Raw genomic sequence first — 15080 nt, 5'->3', positions numbered from 1 at the left:
AGGGGCGGGTGCGCCGCCCGTCACGCCGCCCGCTCCCGTCGCAGCAGCCACGCCGTGAGCAGCGTCGTCAGGCACAGCAGGCCCCCGACGGCGTACAGGCTGCCCCGCATGCCCGCGAGCGACAGCCCCTCCTCCCCGCCCCCGCTCGCGATCAGGGCGCCGAACACGGCGACCGCCAGCGCCCCGCCCGTCTGCCGGACGGCGTTGAACAGGCCCGAGGCCGTGCCCGCCCTGTGCCCCGGGACGGCGTCCATCAGCAGGGCCGTCAGCGCCGGGACCGCCAGCGCACCGCCCACACCGGTGGGCACGAGCAGCAGCAGGACCAGCCAGAGCGGGGTGTCCGCCGCCAGCGGCAGCAGGGCGGCCATCGCCAGCGCCATGACCGCCTGCCCGAGGACGATGACGGCGCGGCGGCCGGCGCGCTCCGCCAGGCGCGGGGAGAGCAGGTTCGCGCCGGCGGTGACCGCCGCCAGCGGTACGAACATCAGCCCCGCCTCCGTCGGCGTCATGCCGCGCACCTGCTGGTAGTAGAGGCCGAGCAGGAAGACGACGCCGTAGAAGGCCGCGTTGGCGGCGAAACCGGCCAGCAGGGGGACGACGACGCGGCGTTCGCGCAGCATGCCCAGCGGGACCATCGGCGCGCGGTGCCGCTTCTCCACGGCGTGGAAGGCGACGGCGGCCCCGGCCGCGACGGCCAGCGCGGCGAGCACCGGCACGGACGTCCAGCCGCGGCGCCCACCCTCGATGGCCGTGTACGTCAGGCCGGCGAGGGCCAGGACGGCGGTGAGCTGTCCCGCCGGGTCGAGCGGGGACGGCCGGCGCGGCGACGGCGCGGTCCGGGCCAGCAGGGCCAGGACGACGGCGCCCACGGGGAGGTTGAGCAGGAAGACGGCGCGCCAGCCCGCCTGCTCGGTGAGGATGCCGCCGAGCACCGGGCCCGCCGCCAGGGACACCGAACCGCCCACTGTCCACAGCGCGATGGCCCGCGCCCGGCGCGCCGGGTCGTCGTACGCCTGCCGGATCAGCGCGAGCGACGCGGGCATGACGACGGCCGCCGCCGCGCCCTGCGCCAGCCGCGCCCCGATGAGCGCGCCGGTCCCGGGCGCCACGGCGCAGCCGAGGGAGGCGAGGGTGAACAGGGCGATGCCCCAGGCGTACGCCCGCCGCGCCCCGGAACGGTCGGCGAGCGCCCCCGCGGACATCATCAGGGCGGCGAACATCAGGGTGTACGCGTCGACGACCCACTGCAGGCCGGACATTCCGGCGTGGAGGGACGAACCGATGGCGGGCAACGCGATGTTGACGGCCGAGACGTCGATGGTGATGACGGCGAAGCCGAGGAGCGAGGCGATCAGTGCGGTCGGGGAGGCGGACGGGGCCGGAGACGCGGGGGTGACCGGTGCGGGAGTGACCGGTGCGGGGCGCGAGGAGGCGGGTGGCCGGGAGGAGGTGGTGGTCGTGGGCATGTGAGGTCGCTTCCGAGTGCGGGAGAAGGGGAGGGGCAGGGGGGGCGAACCGCCGGGCCGCCGCGGGCGGTTCCCGCCGGAACGTCCGGCCGGAAGCCGCCCGGCGGCCCCTGTGCGGGCGGCTCGCGCCGCGTCGGGGCACGACGTCGTACGCCTCCCCGCACCACGGCCGGCGGCCGCCCGCAACAGGACCATCGTGCGCGCCCGTTCCGTCCTACGGCAGGCCGCGGCGTTCCTGGCCCTGACACGGCCCCCCACGCCGCGCGCCCTCCGGAGAGAATGGCGGGATGACGGACAGCGGCACCGAGCTGGGCAGATACCTGAAGGCGCGCCGGGCGCGAATCACCCCCGAGGCCGTCGGGCTGCCCGCGGGCACCGGCCTGCGCCGCACCCCGGGCCTGCGGCGGGAGGAGTTGGCGACGCTCGCCGGCGTGAGCGTCGACTACTACACCCGCATGGAGCGCGGCCGGGAGCGGAACCCCTCACCGGCCGTGATCGACGCGCTCGCCCGCGCGTTGCGGCTGGACGGGGACGCCCACCAGCGCCTCCACTACCTGGCCGAACTCGCCTCGGGACGCGTCCCCGAGCGCACCGCCGCCGCCGGAACGACGGCCGGCGCCGGGGAGACCGTGCGTGAGTCCGTCGTGCGCATGATGGAGGCCATGCGGCCGCTGCCGGCGTACGTCGTGAGCCGGTACGGCGACATGCTGGCCGCGAACCTCCCGGGCCGGCGGCTCATGCCCGGCCTCTGGGACTGGCCGCCGGAGCAGCGCAACGTGAGCCGGTACCTGTTCCTGCATCCGGTGGGGCGCCGCCTCTACCACTTCCGGGAGGAGACCGTCGCCAAGTCGGTGGCCAACCTCCGCGCGCTCGGCGGCGTCGATCCGGACTCGCCCCGGCTGACCGCACTGGTCGGCGAACTGCTGCTCAAGTCGCCGGAGTTCGCCGGGCTGTGGGAGCGGTACGACGTGAAGGAGCGCGTCGAGGGCACGAAGACGTTCAGCCATCCGAAGGTGGGGCTGATGGCCCTCGTCTACGAGGTCATGCCGCTGTCCGGGACGGACGGGCAGCGGCTCGTCGTCCACCAGGCGGCGCCCGGCAGCGCGGACGAGGCGGCCATGCTGCGCCTGGACCCGGAGTGCGGTACGCGGCCGGAGGCCGAGGGGTAGAGGGTTAGAGGGAGGCACCCTCTCGCAGATGCCCGCCAGATCACGTGCCTTCCCTTGCATCTGCCGGGTGAACGGCTCTACCGTGCCGCACATGCGGTCCTACACCATCGGCCGGGCGGCCCGGCTGCTCGGCGTCAGCCCCGACACCGTCCGCCGCTGGGCGGACGCCGGGCGGATCCCCACCCGGCGGGACGAGCACGGCAAGCGGGAGATCGACGGGGCGGACCTCGCCGCGTTCTCCGTCGCACTCGCCGCCGAGGCGAACGAGGACGGGGAGGAGGCGTACTCCAGTGCGCGCAACGCCTTCCCCGGGATCATCACGGCGGTGAAGCTCGGCGACGTCGCCGCCCAGGTGGAGGTCCAGGCCGGGCCGCACCGCCTGGTGTCGCTGCTGACGCGTGAGGCCGTGGAGGAACTGGGGCTGGCCGTCGGCATGGAGGCCGTGGCCCGGGTCAAGGCCACCAACGTGCACGTCGACCTCGTCTGACCCGCCCCTTACGCTTCCCCGGGAGAGCCCATGCGCCGCACGTCCGTCCGTCTCGCCGCCCTCGTCACCGCCCTGCTCCTGCCCCTGGCCGCCGCCTGCGGCGACGACTCGTCGGACGGGGGCGACGGCGGGAAGGGCGGGGGCGCCACGCTCACCGTGCTCGCGGCGGCGTCCCTCACCGACGTCTTCCAGCGGGCCGGGGACGCCTACGAGAAGGCGCACCCGGGGACGAAGGTGAAGTTCTCGTTCGCGGGCTCGCAGGAGTTGGCGTCCCAGGTCCGGCAGGGCGTCCCGGCGGACGCCCTGGTGACGGCCGACACGAAGACGATGGACGGGCTCTCCGGGGAGACGGGCAAGCCCGTCGTCATCGCGCGGAACCGGCTGACGATCGCCACCGCGCCGGGCAACCCGAAGCACGTCAAGGGCCTTGCCGACCTGGCGCGGGAGGACCTCAAGGTGGTGCTGGCGGCGCCCGAGGTGCCGGTGGGACGGTACGGGAAGAAGGTGCTGGACCAGCAGCACGTGGCCGTCAAACCCGTCTCGCAGGAGCCGAACGTGCGGGCGGTGCTGAGCAAGGTGTCGCTCGGGGAGGCGGACGCCGGGATCGTGTACGTCACCGACGCGACGGCCGCCAAGGGGAAGGTGGCCACGGTCGCCGTCCCGGACGCGCAGAACGCGGTCGCGGCCTACCCGGCCGCCACGCTCAAGGGCTCGAAGCACGCCGAGGAGGCGGGCGAGTTCGTGCGCTGGCTGACGTCTGCCGAGGCGCGGGGGCTGCTGGGCGCGGCCGGCTTCCAGCGGCCGTGACGGGACGGAGGTTCACGGGCCGGGGGATGAGCCGCGAACGGACGGGCCGGGGGCGCGCAGGCCGCGGGCGTACGCCCCTGGCGCTCGGCATACCCGCAGGGCTCGCGGTGGTGTTCCTGCTCGTCCCGCTCGCGGGCGTGCTCGCCCGGACACCGTGGGCCTCGCTCCCGTCCCGCGTCGGATCGTCCGAGGTCCGGCAGGCGCTGACGCTCTCCCTGGCCGTCTCCGGCTGGGCCCTGCTGCTCTCGCTCGTCCTCGGCGTCCCGCTGGCCTGGCTGCTGGCCCGGACCGACTTCCCCGGCAAGGCGCTGGTGCGCTGCCTGGTGATGCTGCCGATGGTGCTGCCGCCGACGGTCGCGGGAGTGGCACTGCTCCAGGGGTACGGTCGCCGGGGACTCGCCGGGCCGTGGCTGGAGGAGTGGTTCGGGCTCACCCTGCCCTTCTCGACGGCGGGCGCGGTCGTCGCCTCGGCGTTCGTGGCGATGCCGTTCCTCGTCATCAGCCTGGAGGGGGCGCTCGCGGGGCTGCACCCGCGCTACGAGGAGACGGCGGTCTCGCTCGGCGCGGCCCCGCTGCGGGTCTTCCGGACCGTCACCCTCCCCATGGTCGCCCCGGGGCTGCTCGCCGGTGCGGCGCTGTGCTGGGCGCGCGCCCTGGGCGAGTTCGGGGCGACGATCACCTTCGCGGGCAACCTGCCGGGCGAGACGCAGACCCTGCCCTTGCAGGTCTACCTCCTGCTCCAGGACGATCCGGAGGGCGCCACCGCCGTCTCCCTGCTGCTCCTCGCCATCGCGACGGCGGTGCTGCTCGCGTTGCGGGGGCGGTGGCTGGGAGGCGGGGCGACGGGGCGTGCGGAGGGGCGTGTGGAGACGCTTCCCGCGCCGGAGCGGACCCCGCAGGCGGCGCCGGAGCGCACCCCGGACGCGCCCCTGGTCCCCGCGACGCCCCAGGCCCCGCCCGCGTACCCCCTGCGCGCCTCCGTCACCGGTGCCACCCGCGCCGTTCTCGACGTGCCGCCCGGGACCACGGTGGCCGTCGTCGGGCCCAACGGGGCCGGGAAGACGACGCTCCTGCGGGCCCTGCTCGGGCTCACGCGACGGGCCGAGGCACGGCCGCTGCGCCTCGGCGGCGAGGACCTGTCGGGCGCGCCGGCGCACCGGCGGCGGATCGCCTGGGTGCCGCAGGACGGCGCCCTCTTCCCGCACCTGACCGCGCTGGCCAACACGGCCTACGGCCTGCGCGCCCAGGGCGTGCCCCGGGCGGAGGCGCGCCGGGAGGCGCGGGCCCGGCTGGAGGAGCTCGGCATCGGCCGGTTGGCGCACCGCAGGCCGCACGAGCTGAGCGGCGGGCAGGCCCAGCGCGTGGCCCTCGCGCGCGCCCTGGCCGCGCGCCCCCGGCTGCTGCTGATGGACGAACCGCTGGCCGCGCTCGACCAGTCGGCCAAGGCGGCCGTGCGGCAGGCCCTGCGCCGGCGGCTGGCCGGCTTCCGGGGCGTCTGCCTGCTGGTGACGCACGACCCGGTGGAGGCCGTGTCGCTCGCCGACCGCGTCCTCGTCCTGGAGGACGGCGAGGTCGTGCAGTACGCGGCGCCGGACGAGCTGGCGAGGTTCCCGCGCTCGCCGTGGGTCGCCCGGATGCTGGGGCACAACGCCTGGCCCGGCAAGGTCACCGCCGAGGGCACGCTGCGGCTGGACGACGGCACCGAGCTGGCCGCCGCCGCTCCCCCGCCGGACGGCGCGACGGCCGCCCTGGCCGTCGCCGGCCCGGAGGCCGTCACCCTGTACGCGTCCCGCCCGCCGGAGGGCGGGCCCGAGCGCGGGAACGTGTGGCCCGGCACCGTCCGTGAGGTCTCCGCCCAGGGCGGGCGGCTGCGCGTGCTGGTCGCGGGCGGCGCCGACGGGCCCGACGCCGTCGCCGAACTCCCGCCGCCCGCCGCGGCGGAGCTCCGCCCGGTGGAGGGCGCGCGGGTGTGGGTGGGCGTACGGGCGGCGGGGGTCACGCTCGTCGCGCTCTGACGCGCGTCCCCCCGGGGCACCGGCCGACCCCAGCTCCCTCCCGTACCCCTCTCCCGCCCCCTCGACGCACCCAGCCGCCCGCGCGCCCCCGTTTCCACCCGTACGCCCCGCCCTGCGCGCGCACTCCCGCGCACCGCCCGGACGATGAAAGCCGTCCACCCCACCGACCCCGGGAGCAGCGGTGTCCAGACGCATACGGGCCGGGTGCCTGCTCGCCGCCGGGATGCTGGCCGTCGCCGGGTGCACCGGCGGGGACGGGGGCGCGGTCGCGGAGGGCGCGGCCGGCTCGGCGGCGCCGGCCCGGCCGTCCCTGGACTGGAAGGCGTGTCCGGCGCCCAGCAGCAAGGAGGGCGTGCCGGCGCGGGCGCCGGGCGACGAGTGGGAGTGCGCGACCCTGCGCGTCCCCCTCGACCACGCGCACCCGGACGGCGACACGCTGGGCATCGCGCTAATCCGCGCCCGGGCCACGGACCCGGCCCACCGCATCGGCTCGCTGGTCTTCAACTTCGGCGGCCCGGGCGGCTCGGGCGTGGCCACCCTGCCGGCGTTCGCCGAGGACTACCGGGACCTGCGCCGCCGCTACGACCTGGTGAGCTTCGACCCGCGCGGGGTGGGCCGCAGCGGCGGCGTGTCCTGCCTGGACGACAAGGAGCTCGACGCGTACTACGCGGCCGGTTCGGTGCCGCGGACCACCGAGGAGCAGAAGGCGCTGGTCGGGCGGGTGGAGAAGTACGCGGAGGGCTGCCGGAGCCACTCCGGGAAGGTCCTGCCGTACGTGGGGACGGCCAACGCGGCGCGGGACATGGACCTGATGCGCCAGGCGCTCGGTGACGACAAGCTGCACTACTTCGGCGTCTCGTACGGCACCGAACTGGGCGGGGTCTACGCCCACTTGTTCCCGAAGAAGGTCGGGCGCGCGCTGTTCGACGCCGTCGTCGACCCCACGACCGACCCCGTGGAGAGCGCCCTCGCCCAGGCCCGCGGCTTCGAGCTCGCCCTCGGCAACTACCTCACCGCGTGCGCCGCGACGCACGACAACTGCCCGACCGAGCGGCAGATCGTGTCCCTGCTGGACCGGCTGGGCGAGACCCCGGTGCCCGGCGGCGAGGGGCGGCGGCTCACCCAGTCGCTCGCCACCACCGGCATCGCCCAGTCGCTGTACTCCAAGGAGTTCTGGGACTACCTCACCGAGGGCCTGGAGGACGCCGAGAACGGCGACGGGAAGATCCTGATGGCCCTCGGTGACGCCATGAACGGCCGCGGCCAGGACGGGCATTACAGCTCCCTCCAGGCGTCGCTGACGGCGATCACCTGCGCGGACTTCTCCCCGCGGTACACGGCCGCCGAGATCGCCGGGCAGGAGCCCAGGTTCCGGAAGGCGTCCCCGGTGTTCGGCGCGTTCATGGCGTGGGGGCTGACCCAGTGCACCGGCTGGCCGGTGAAGGGCGAGTGGCGGACGCCTGACGTGAGCGCCAAGGGCGCGGCACCCGTCCTCGTCGTCGGCAACACCGGTGATCCGGCCACTCCTTACGAGGGAGCGCGGAAGATGGCGCGAGCGCTGGGCGACGGGGTCGGCGTCGAGATGACGTACCGGGGGCAGGGCCACGGGGCCTACGACAGCGGCAATTCCTGTGTCAAGAAGGCGGTCGACGCCTACCTCCTTGACGGTACTGTGCCGGGGCGCGGCACGGTGTGCTCATAGCACCCAAACACGGTGTGCTCATCACACCCGTGGCAGATCACACCGTACGGCGAATTCCGCTCTCTCGAATGTCAGTGGCCCGCACTACGATCGCCCGCACACGGGTCGTAGTCGTAAGGGCCCCGCGCCGAGAGAGGGCGCACGGCCCGCCCGCACGGGCGGGCCGTTCACGGGCGAGAGGAGGGGGTGGCATGCGGGACGAGCCCTCGGGGCCGGGTCCGGGGCCTGGGCCGGGGCCGACACCGGCGTCGTCGGATCCGGAGTCCGGCAGGCACGCGCGGCGGTTCACCGGCGCCCTGGCCGTCACGGCCTTACTGGCCGCTCTGGTGGCGCTCTGGCAGACACAGTCCGCCCCGATGGTCGGGCCGGACGGCACACCCGTACCGCCGACCCCGGCGACCCCGCGGACCTCCGGCGACGCGTCGGCGCCCGCGCGGGACGGGTTCGGGCCGGAGGCTGGCTTCGGGGCCGAGCGGCCGGTGCGCGCCATACCCCCGGAGGCGGCGCCCGGCCGGCCGTAGGGCGTACGACCGGTGCGGGACGTGCGCGGTACGGGCTCTCGGAGGCCCCCGGCGCCCCGGGGCGTTCCGCCGCCGATGTCCGACCCCCACCGTAGAGTCGTGGCATGAGTCCATCACGGCCGAGGGCCCTCGCCCTCGCAGGCGCCGCCCTCGCGCTCGTCCTCACCGCCGCAGGCTGCGGCGCCGGTGCCGACGACGACGGGCGCGGCGGCGACAGCGGAAAGGACGGGGCGGCCCGGAGCGGTGCCGCGGGCGACTGGAAGCCGTGCGCCGCGCCCACGGCCGCCCAGGGCGGCGGCAAGGCTCCCGGCAAGGGCTGGGAGTGCACGACGCTGCCCGTGCCGCTGGACTACGGGAAGCCGGACGGCCCGAAGATCGACCTGGCCCTGATCCGGTCCCGGGCCACGGACCGCGCCCACCGCATCGGTTCGCTGGTCTTCAACTTCGGCGGCCCCGGGGGCTCCGGGGTGGCGACGCTCCCCGAGCTCGCCAAGAGCTACGCCGGACTGCACGCCCGGTACGACCTGGTGAGCTTCGACCCGCGCGGCGTCGGCGAGAGCGCGGGCGTGCGCTGCCTGGGCGACCGCGAGCTGGACGCCGCCGAGTCGACGGACGCGACGCCCGACGACGCCGGCGAGATCACCGCCGCCCTCGCCCAGAACAAGCGCTACGTCCAGGCCTGCGACCGCAACAGCGGCAAGGTGCTCCCGCACGTCGGCACCACCGACGCGGCCCGCGACCTGGACCGGCTGCGGGCCGCGCTGGGCGACGAGAAGCTGAACTACTTCGGCATCTCGTACGGCACGGAACTGGGCGGCGTCTACGCCCACTTGTTCCCGAAGCGGGTCGGACGCGCCGTCCTGGACGCGGTCGTCGACCCCTCCCAGGACCCCGTCGAGGGCACCCTCGCCCAGGCCAAGGGCTTCCAACTGGCCCTGGGCGACTACCTCAAGGACTGCGCCAAGGGAGCGGCGGCGAGCTCCTGCCCCACCCAGGAGAGCATCACCGCCCTCCTCAAGCGCCTGGACTCCAGGCCCCTGCCCACCACGCAGAAGGACCGTCCCCTCACCCAGGACCAGGCGGTGAACGGCATCGCCGCCGCCCTCTACTCCGAGGACACCTGGAAGTACCTCACGGCCGGCCTCCGCGAGGCCGGCACCAAGGGCACCGGCACCACCCTCCAGCTCCTCTCCGACTCCCTGGCGGGCCGCTCCCCCGACGGCCACTACAGCAACCTCCAGGCCGCCAACCGCGCCATCACCTGCGCCGACGCCCAACAGCGCTACACCGCCGACGACATCGCCGCCCGGCTGCCCGCCTTCCGCTCCGCCGCTCCGGTCTTCGGCGAGTCCGCCGCCTGGGCTCTGCTCCAGTGCACCGACTGGCCCGTCAAGGGCGCCTGGAAGACCCCCGACGTCGGCGCCGCCGGCTCCGCCCCGATCGTCGTCATCGGCAACACCGGCGACCCCGCCACCCCGTACGAGGGCGCCCGCACCATGGCCGAACGCCTCGGCAAGGGCGTCGGCGTCACCGTCACCTACCGCGGCGAGGGCCACGGCGCGTACAACAGCGGCAACCGCTGCATGACGCGGCTCGTCGACGGCTACCTCCTCGACGGCACGGTCCCGAAGGAGGGCACGACCTGCTCGTAGCGCCGCCGGCCGCCGTCACACCACCGGCAGCCGGTACTCCAGCTCGTACAGATGCCCGGCCTTGATCATGACGGTCGTCTCGATCGCCCGCCCGTGGTCCGACCGGACGACACGGAAGGTCCGCAGCACCGGCGCCTCGCCGGGGAGTTCGAGGGCGACGAACTCCTCGGTGGTGCCGACCACGCCGTACTCGTCCATCAGCTGCTGCGTGGACGGCAACTTGCTCCCGGGGTTCAGCCGCCCCGACATGATCTGATCCCTGATACGTGCCGCGATCTGTTGATGGGCGGGCCTGGGGTCCTTCCAACGTGCCATGGTCAGCCCATCCGCATCCGGTAACGCACGGTTCGATCCCGCGCGTTCATGACCATCTCGCACGCTTCCACGGGCCCATCCTCGTCGGCGAAGACGACGCGCGACACGATCAGCACGGGCTCGTGTGCACCGAGGAGCAGGAGCTCCCGCTCCGCAGCCGTGGGCATCCGGCAGCTGACGCCTTCCTCGACCCTCTTCGCGAGGTATCCGAGCCCGGCCAGGAAGGTGACCGCGCCGCCGGGAACCTTCCGCCCGTCGGCGAGGGCGGTCCCCGCCGCGATACGGCCGGGGTAGTGGGACGTCACGATCTCGACGGGCGTGTCGTCCAGCAGCACGAGCCGCCGCCGCACCACCGCGCGCTCCCCGTCGGCGAGTTGCAGAGCCCGGGCCACCGCCTCAGGCGGCTCGACGACCCCGGCCTCCAGCAGCCGCTGCCCACCCCGCCCCTTCCGCTCGGCGGCCTCCTCGGCCCACGCGTCGGGGCGCCCGGCCCCGCGCGGAACCAGATACCTGGCGGACTCGCTCTCCCACTGCCGGCTCGACACCACCTCACCCCTCTCCCGGAGCACACGGTACCGCGCACGCGTTGACCACCCAGCGCGGTCCTTGCCGCTTGAGGCGATGCGCCTTCAGGGACATCCCAGGAGCAACGGAGAGCTCGGCGGCCGGGGTTGCGTCGTCATCGCCTGGTGAACGGGCGCCGGGCGGGGCCGGACACCCCGCCCGGCGCCCGGACACTCAGGACACCGAACGCTCAGTACACCGGCTTGTCCGGTTCGATCTGGTTGACCCAGCCGATGACGCCGCCGCCGACGTGGACCGCGTCGGCGAAGCCGGCGGACTTGAGGACGGCGAGGACTTCCGCGGAGCGGACGCCCGTCTTGCAGTGCAGGACGATGCGCTTGTTCTGGGGGAGGTCTTGGAGGGCGGTGCCCATGAGGAACTCGTTCTTGGGGACCAGGCGGGCGCCGGGGATGGAGACGATCTCGTACTCGTTGGGCTCGCGGACGTCGATGATGTCGATGCTCTCGCCGTCGTCGATCCACTCCTTGAGCTGCTTGGGAGTGATCGTGGAGCCGGCGGCGGCCTCCTGGGCCTCGTCCGAGACGACGCCGCAGAACGCCTCGTAGTCGATGAGCTCGGTGACCGTGGGGTTCTCGCCGCAGACCGCGCAGTCGGGGTCCTTGCGGACCTTGACCTGCCGGTACGACATCTCCAGGGCGTCGTAGATCATCAGGCGGCCGACGAGCGGCTCGCCGATCCCGGCCAGCAGCTTGATGGCCTCGGTGACCTGGACCGAGCCGATCGACGCGCAGAGCACGCCGAGGACGCCGCCCTCGGCGCAGGAGGGGACCATGCCGGGCGGCGGGGGCTCGGGGTAGAGGCAGCGGTAGCAGGGGCCGTGCTCGCTCCAGAAGACGGACGCCTGGCCGTCGAAGCGGTAGATCGAGCCCCAGACGTACGGCTTGTTCAGGAGCACGCACGCGTCGTTGACCAGGTAGCGCGTGGCGAAGTTGTCCGTGCCGTCGACGATCAGGTCGTACTGGGAGAAGATCTCCTTGACGTTCTCCGCCTCCAGGCGCTCCTGGTGGAGGACGACGTTCACGTACGGGTTGATGCCGAGCACCGAGTCCCGCGCGGACTCCGCCTTCGAGCGGCCGATGTCGGACTGGCTGTGGATGATCTGCCGTTGCAGGTTCGACTCGTCGACCTCGTCGAACTCCACGATGCCCAGCGTGCCCACGCCCGCGGCGGCCAGGTACATCAGGGCGGGCGAGCCGAGGCCGCCGGCGCCCACGCAGAGCACCTTGGCGTTCTTCAGGCGCTTCTGCCCGTCCATCCCGACGTCCGGGATGATCAGGTGGCGCGAGTACCGACGGACCTCGTCGACGGTGAGCTCGGAAGCCGGCTCGACCAGGGGTGGCAGCGACACGGGGTCTCCAGGGTCATCCCCACGGGAGCGGGGAACGTAGAGGCAGCGTTCTGTACTTCCCCTGCAACCCTGCCACGCCCCGGCTCATTCCGAGACACCCGGTCCGATGTTCGAGATGAAGTCGTCCCAGTACCCGGGCATGGACTCCCAGGGGTCCAGTCCGTCGCGGTCGGTGCGGTCCGTCATGTAGACCGTGCCGGCGCCCTGCCGGCGGGTGATGAGGAGGGCTTCCTCCAGGTGGGCGCGGGGGACGCTGTGCACGAGGTGGCAGAAGCGGCCGGGCGGGTGGTCGGCCGTCCAGTCGGCGGGACGGGACCAGCGGTAGCGGTTCCAGGGGCCGGTGAAGGTGACCAGCTGGTCGGCGAGCGCCGCGTACCCGGCCACCGGATGGCTGCCGTGCAGGAGGACGACGTACGCGCGGTCGTGCAGCGTCCGCAGGGCGCCGGTGACGCGGCGGACGTCGGCGAGCGCGCCGGCGTCGGCGGGACAGCGGGCCACCGCGAAGCCGTCCACCTTGTACCAGTTGAGGAACCGCTGCGCGTCGGAGAGGAGTTCGCCGAACGGCCGGGCGCCGAAGCCCGCGTCGAGGTGGCCGAGGACGCGGACGCCGGCCTCGCGCAGCGGCGCCGCGGCGGCCGTGCAGTACGGGTCCGGTCGGCTGCCGGGGCCGCCGGAGGCGCTGCCGAGCACCGTCCAGTCCAGCGGGAGGTCCGCGCGGCACAGCCGGCCCCACTCGACGGGCGCGACGAGCGGGTGCGCGAAGCCGGGGACGCCGAGCCGCAGCGGCGTCTTGGCCGCCGGGAGCGGGCGGCGGTTGCCGGACGACGTCAGATACGACACGCGGCCTCCATCCAGATGTCGGCCAGCGACTCCTCCAGGCCGATCCGGGGCCGCCAGCCGAGCCGGTCGCGGGCCGTGCGCACGTCGGCCTGCTGCCAGGCGCCGCAGCCGTCCGGGTACGGGTAGACGGGCGTGGCGCCCAGGTGCGGGTCGTCGAGCTCGTGCAGGGCGCCCCCGAAGCCGGCCACGCGCGCGAGCAGCGACGCGGCCTCGCGCAGCCGGGTGGCCCGGCCGGTGCCGATGTTGACGGCGCCCTGGGCGGCGGAGAGGGACGCGGCGTGCACGGCCCGCGCGATGTCACGGACGTCCACGAAGTCGCGCTGCACACCGAGGCCGGTGAGCTTGAGCTCGTTGTCGCCGTTCTGCATCGCCCGCCGCATCGCCTCGGCGAGGCGGCCCAGCGGCGAACCGGCCGGGGTGCCCGGCCCGACGGGCGAGAAGACGCGGAGCACGATCGCGTCGAGGCCGGAACCCAGGACGAGTTCGGTGGCGGCGAGCTTGCTGACGCCGTACGGGCCGCCGGGGCGCGGCACCGCGTCCTCGGCGGTGGACGAACCGGGCTGCGAGGGCCCGTACTCCGACGAGCAGCCCACCTGCACGAGCCGCGCCCCGCAGCCGCTGCGGCGCAGCGACTCGCAGACGGTGGCGACGGCGACGGTGTTGTGCCGCGTGAGGTCGCGGGCGCCGCCGCGGGTGGCGCCCGCGCAGTTGATGACGACGCCGGGGTGGACGGCGTTGAGGAACCGGGTGAGCGCGCCGGGGCTGCCGGTGGCGAGGTCGAAGCGGACGTCGGCGTCGTCGCCCCGGCCGAGGGCGGTGAGCTGGACGGCGGGGTCGGAGAGCAGGCGGTCGGCGACGAAGCGGCCGAGGTAGCCGTTGGCGCCGAGCAACAGGACCCTCATCGGTCTCCTCCTCGCTCTCGCCCGGTACGGCGGCTGACCACGGCCACGGCCATGGCGGCGGCCATGGCCGCGGCCGTGGTGGCGGTCATGCCGGCGGCGCCGGAGTACGCCGGGCCGGTGCGATCGATGAGGTCAGTGGGATCAATGGTCATGGTGGGTGCTCCTCTGACGGGGGTCTGCGGAGGGCTCGGCCCCGCCGGGACGGAGGGAGGGGCCGGAGAGCCCGGAGGGGCCCGGGGGGCCGGAGTGACCGGGCGGGTCGAGGCGGTCGGATGTGCCGCGGTGGCCGAACGGGCCGGGCCGGTCGAACGGGCTGGGCCGGCCGGAGCGGCTGGGACGGCTGCGCGTGTCGAGACGGCCGGACGAACCGAGGTGGTCGGACGAACCGGTGCGGCCGGACGGGCTGAGGCGGCCGGACGCGCCGCGGTGGCCGGATGAGTCGAGCCAGTCGGACGAACCGGAGTGATCGGGCGAGCCAAGGTGGCCGGACAAGCCGGAGTGACCGGACGGGCCAGAGCAGCCGGAAGGACCCGAGAGGCCGGAGTGGCCCGAGTGGCCAGAGTGGCCGGACGACGCCGAGTGGCCCGACGGGTCCGACGCGCCCACCGAACCCGACATCTCGTCCACGCACTCCGACGACAAACCGGCCCCGCCACCCCCGTCACCCCCGCCCGCACCCACGCCCCCGCCCGCCCCGCCACCAAGCCCGTGCACCGCCGCGTGCGGCAGAGCCGCGACGGCCCGGACGGACAGCGCGAGGGCCGCCCCGGCGCACGCCGCGAAACCGAGGACGGACGGCCCGAGGACACCGGGCCATCGGCCGACCGGCCAGTCCAGGGCGGCGCATCCGGGCAGCCGGGCGGCGAGCAGCAGGGCCGGCGGCAGCGCCTCGGCGGCGCAGGCGGCGAGGAGGGCCGCGGCGGCCGGCCGGGCCAGGCCGTGCGCGCCGCAGAGCCGGTCGAGGAAGAGGAGGAAGCCGAGGGCCAGAGCGGCGAGCGCGGGGAGGGAAGTGGGGTGCCCGAGCCCGGGAAGGGCGGACCGCGCCGTCCACACGGACAGGAAGAGGGCGCCGAGCACGACGGCCAGCACCGCCAGCAGGGCGCACCGGGCCCGGATCCGGAACGCGGCCAGCGAGCGGCTGTCGGCCAGCCGCCGCCGAGCGTACCCGGCGAAGGCGTGCGCGCACCACGCGGCGGGCGCGACGGCGCAGGCCAGCCCGAGGGCGGTGGGCGCCGCCGCGGCGGCGAGGGTACGGAGACCGGGCCGCCCGT

At 75.0% G+C, this 15080-nt stretch carries 13 protein-coding genes and 2 pseudogenes; 7 read left to right on the top strand and 8 right to left on the bottom strand.

Features of this window, described 5'->3' with window-relative positions:
* Positions 1-20 precede the first annotated feature (20 nt).
* The gene (locus JNW98_RS23775; protein ID WP_223770315.1) at positions 21-1466 is read right to left on the bottom strand and encodes an MFS transporter; all 1446 of its coding nucleotides are present in this window, start codon (positions 1464-1466) and stop codon (positions 21-23) included.
* Positions 1467-1753: 287 nt separating this feature from the next.
* Here JNW98_RS23775 and JNW98_RS23770 point away from each other — a divergent pair, with 287 nt between their 5' ends.
* The 7 genes from JNW98_RS23770 to JNW98_RS23740 all read left to right on the top strand — a co-directional run bounded on the left by JNW98_RS23770 (position 1754) and on the right by JNW98_RS23740 (position 9819).
* On the top strand, positions 1754-2635 hold the full coding sequence (locus JNW98_RS23770) for a helix-turn-helix domain-containing protein (RefSeq protein WP_223770314.1): 882 nt from the start codon (positions 1754-1756) through the stop codon (positions 2633-2635).
* 91 nt (positions 2636-2726) lie between these two features.
* On the top strand, positions 2727-3122 hold the full coding sequence (locus tag JNW98_RS23765) for a TOBE domain-containing protein (RefSeq protein ID WP_185941702.1): 396 nt from the start codon (positions 2727-2729) through the stop codon (positions 3120-3122).
* A 30-nt stretch (positions 3123-3152) separates the two neighbouring features.
* Positions 3153-3929 (top strand): molybdate ABC transporter substrate-binding protein, encoded by a 777-nt coding sequence (gene modA, locus JNW98_RS23760; RefSeq protein ID WP_223770313.1) that lies wholly within the window; start codon positions 3153-3155, stop codon positions 3927-3929.
* A gap of 26 nt (positions 3930-3955) precedes the next feature.
* A complete protein-coding gene (locus JNW98_RS23755; protein WP_223770312.1) occupies positions 3956-5944 on the top strand; it encodes an ABC transporter permease in 1989 nt (662 codons plus the stop codon).
* 181 nt (positions 5945-6125) lie between these two features.
* Complete coding sequence (locus JNW98_RS23750) at positions 6126-7646, top strand: alpha/beta hydrolase (RefSeq protein ID WP_223770311.1); 1521 nt, start codon at positions 6126-6128, stop codon at positions 7644-7646.
* A 191-nt stretch (positions 7647-7837) separates the two neighbouring features.
* Positions 7838-8167, top strand: a complete 330-nt coding sequence (locus JNW98_RS23745) for a hypothetical protein (RefSeq protein WP_223770310.1) — start codon at positions 7838-7840, stop codon at positions 8165-8167.
* Between the two features lie 104 nt (positions 8168-8271).
* Positions 8272-9819 (top strand): alpha/beta hydrolase, encoded by a 1548-nt coding sequence (locus JNW98_RS23740; protein ID WP_223770309.1) that lies wholly within the window; start codon positions 8272-8274, stop codon positions 9817-9819.
* Positions 9820-10008: 189 nt separating this feature from the next.
* On the opposite strand, the pseudogene JNW98_RS36930 reads toward JNW98_RS23740, so the two are convergent.
* The 7 genes and pseudogenes from JNW98_RS36930 to JNW98_RS23705 form a co-directional block, all read right to left on the bottom strand.
* A pseudogene (locus JNW98_RS36930) lies at positions 10009-10134 on the bottom strand (GntR family transcriptional regulator); the annotation flags it as partial.
* Positions 10135-10136: 2 nt separating this feature from the next.
* The gene (locus tag JNW98_RS23730; protein WP_223770307.1) at positions 10137-10679 is read right to left on the bottom strand and encodes a UTRA domain-containing protein; all 543 of its coding nucleotides are present in this window, start codon (positions 10677-10679) and stop codon (positions 10137-10139) included.
* A gap of 209 nt (positions 10680-10888) precedes the next feature.
* Entirely contained in the window at positions 10889-12067 is a 1179-nt protein-coding gene (moeZ, locus tag JNW98_RS23725; protein WP_223770306.1) for an adenylyltransferase/sulfurtransferase MoeZ, read from the bottom strand.
* A gap of 84 nt (positions 12068-12151) precedes the next feature.
* Positions 12152-12907 (bottom strand): spherulation-specific family 4 protein, encoded by a 756-nt coding sequence (locus JNW98_RS23720; RefSeq protein ID WP_372459310.1) that lies wholly within the window; start codon positions 12905-12907, stop codon positions 12152-12154.
* Positions 12895-13809, bottom strand: a complete 915-nt coding sequence (locus tag JNW98_RS23715) for an NAD-dependent epimerase/dehydratase family protein (RefSeq protein ID WP_223770305.1) — start codon at positions 13807-13809, stop codon at positions 12895-12897. The genes JNW98_RS23720 and JNW98_RS23715 overlap by 13 nt, the downstream gene beginning before the upstream one ends.
* Entirely contained in the window at positions 13806-13961 is a 156-nt protein-coding gene (locus JNW98_RS23710) for a hypothetical protein (RefSeq protein ID WP_223770304.1), read from the bottom strand. Before JNW98_RS23710 ends, JNW98_RS23715 begins: the two co-directional genes overlap by 4 nt.
* A pseudogene (locus JNW98_RS23705) lies at positions 13951-15080 on the bottom strand (hypothetical protein); the annotation flags it as partial. The pseudogene JNW98_RS23705 and the gene JNW98_RS23710, both read right to left, overlap by 11 nt.

Origin of the sequence: Streptomyces huiliensis (genome assembly GCF_020037025.1) — a bacterium.
Taxonomy (GTDB): domain Bacteria; phylum Actinomycetota; class Actinomycetes; order Streptomycetales; family Streptomycetaceae; genus Streptomyces; species Streptomyces huiliensis.
The sequence above is the reverse complement of the archived record's forward strand: the minus strand, read 5'-3'. Positions and strand labels throughout refer to the sequence as shown.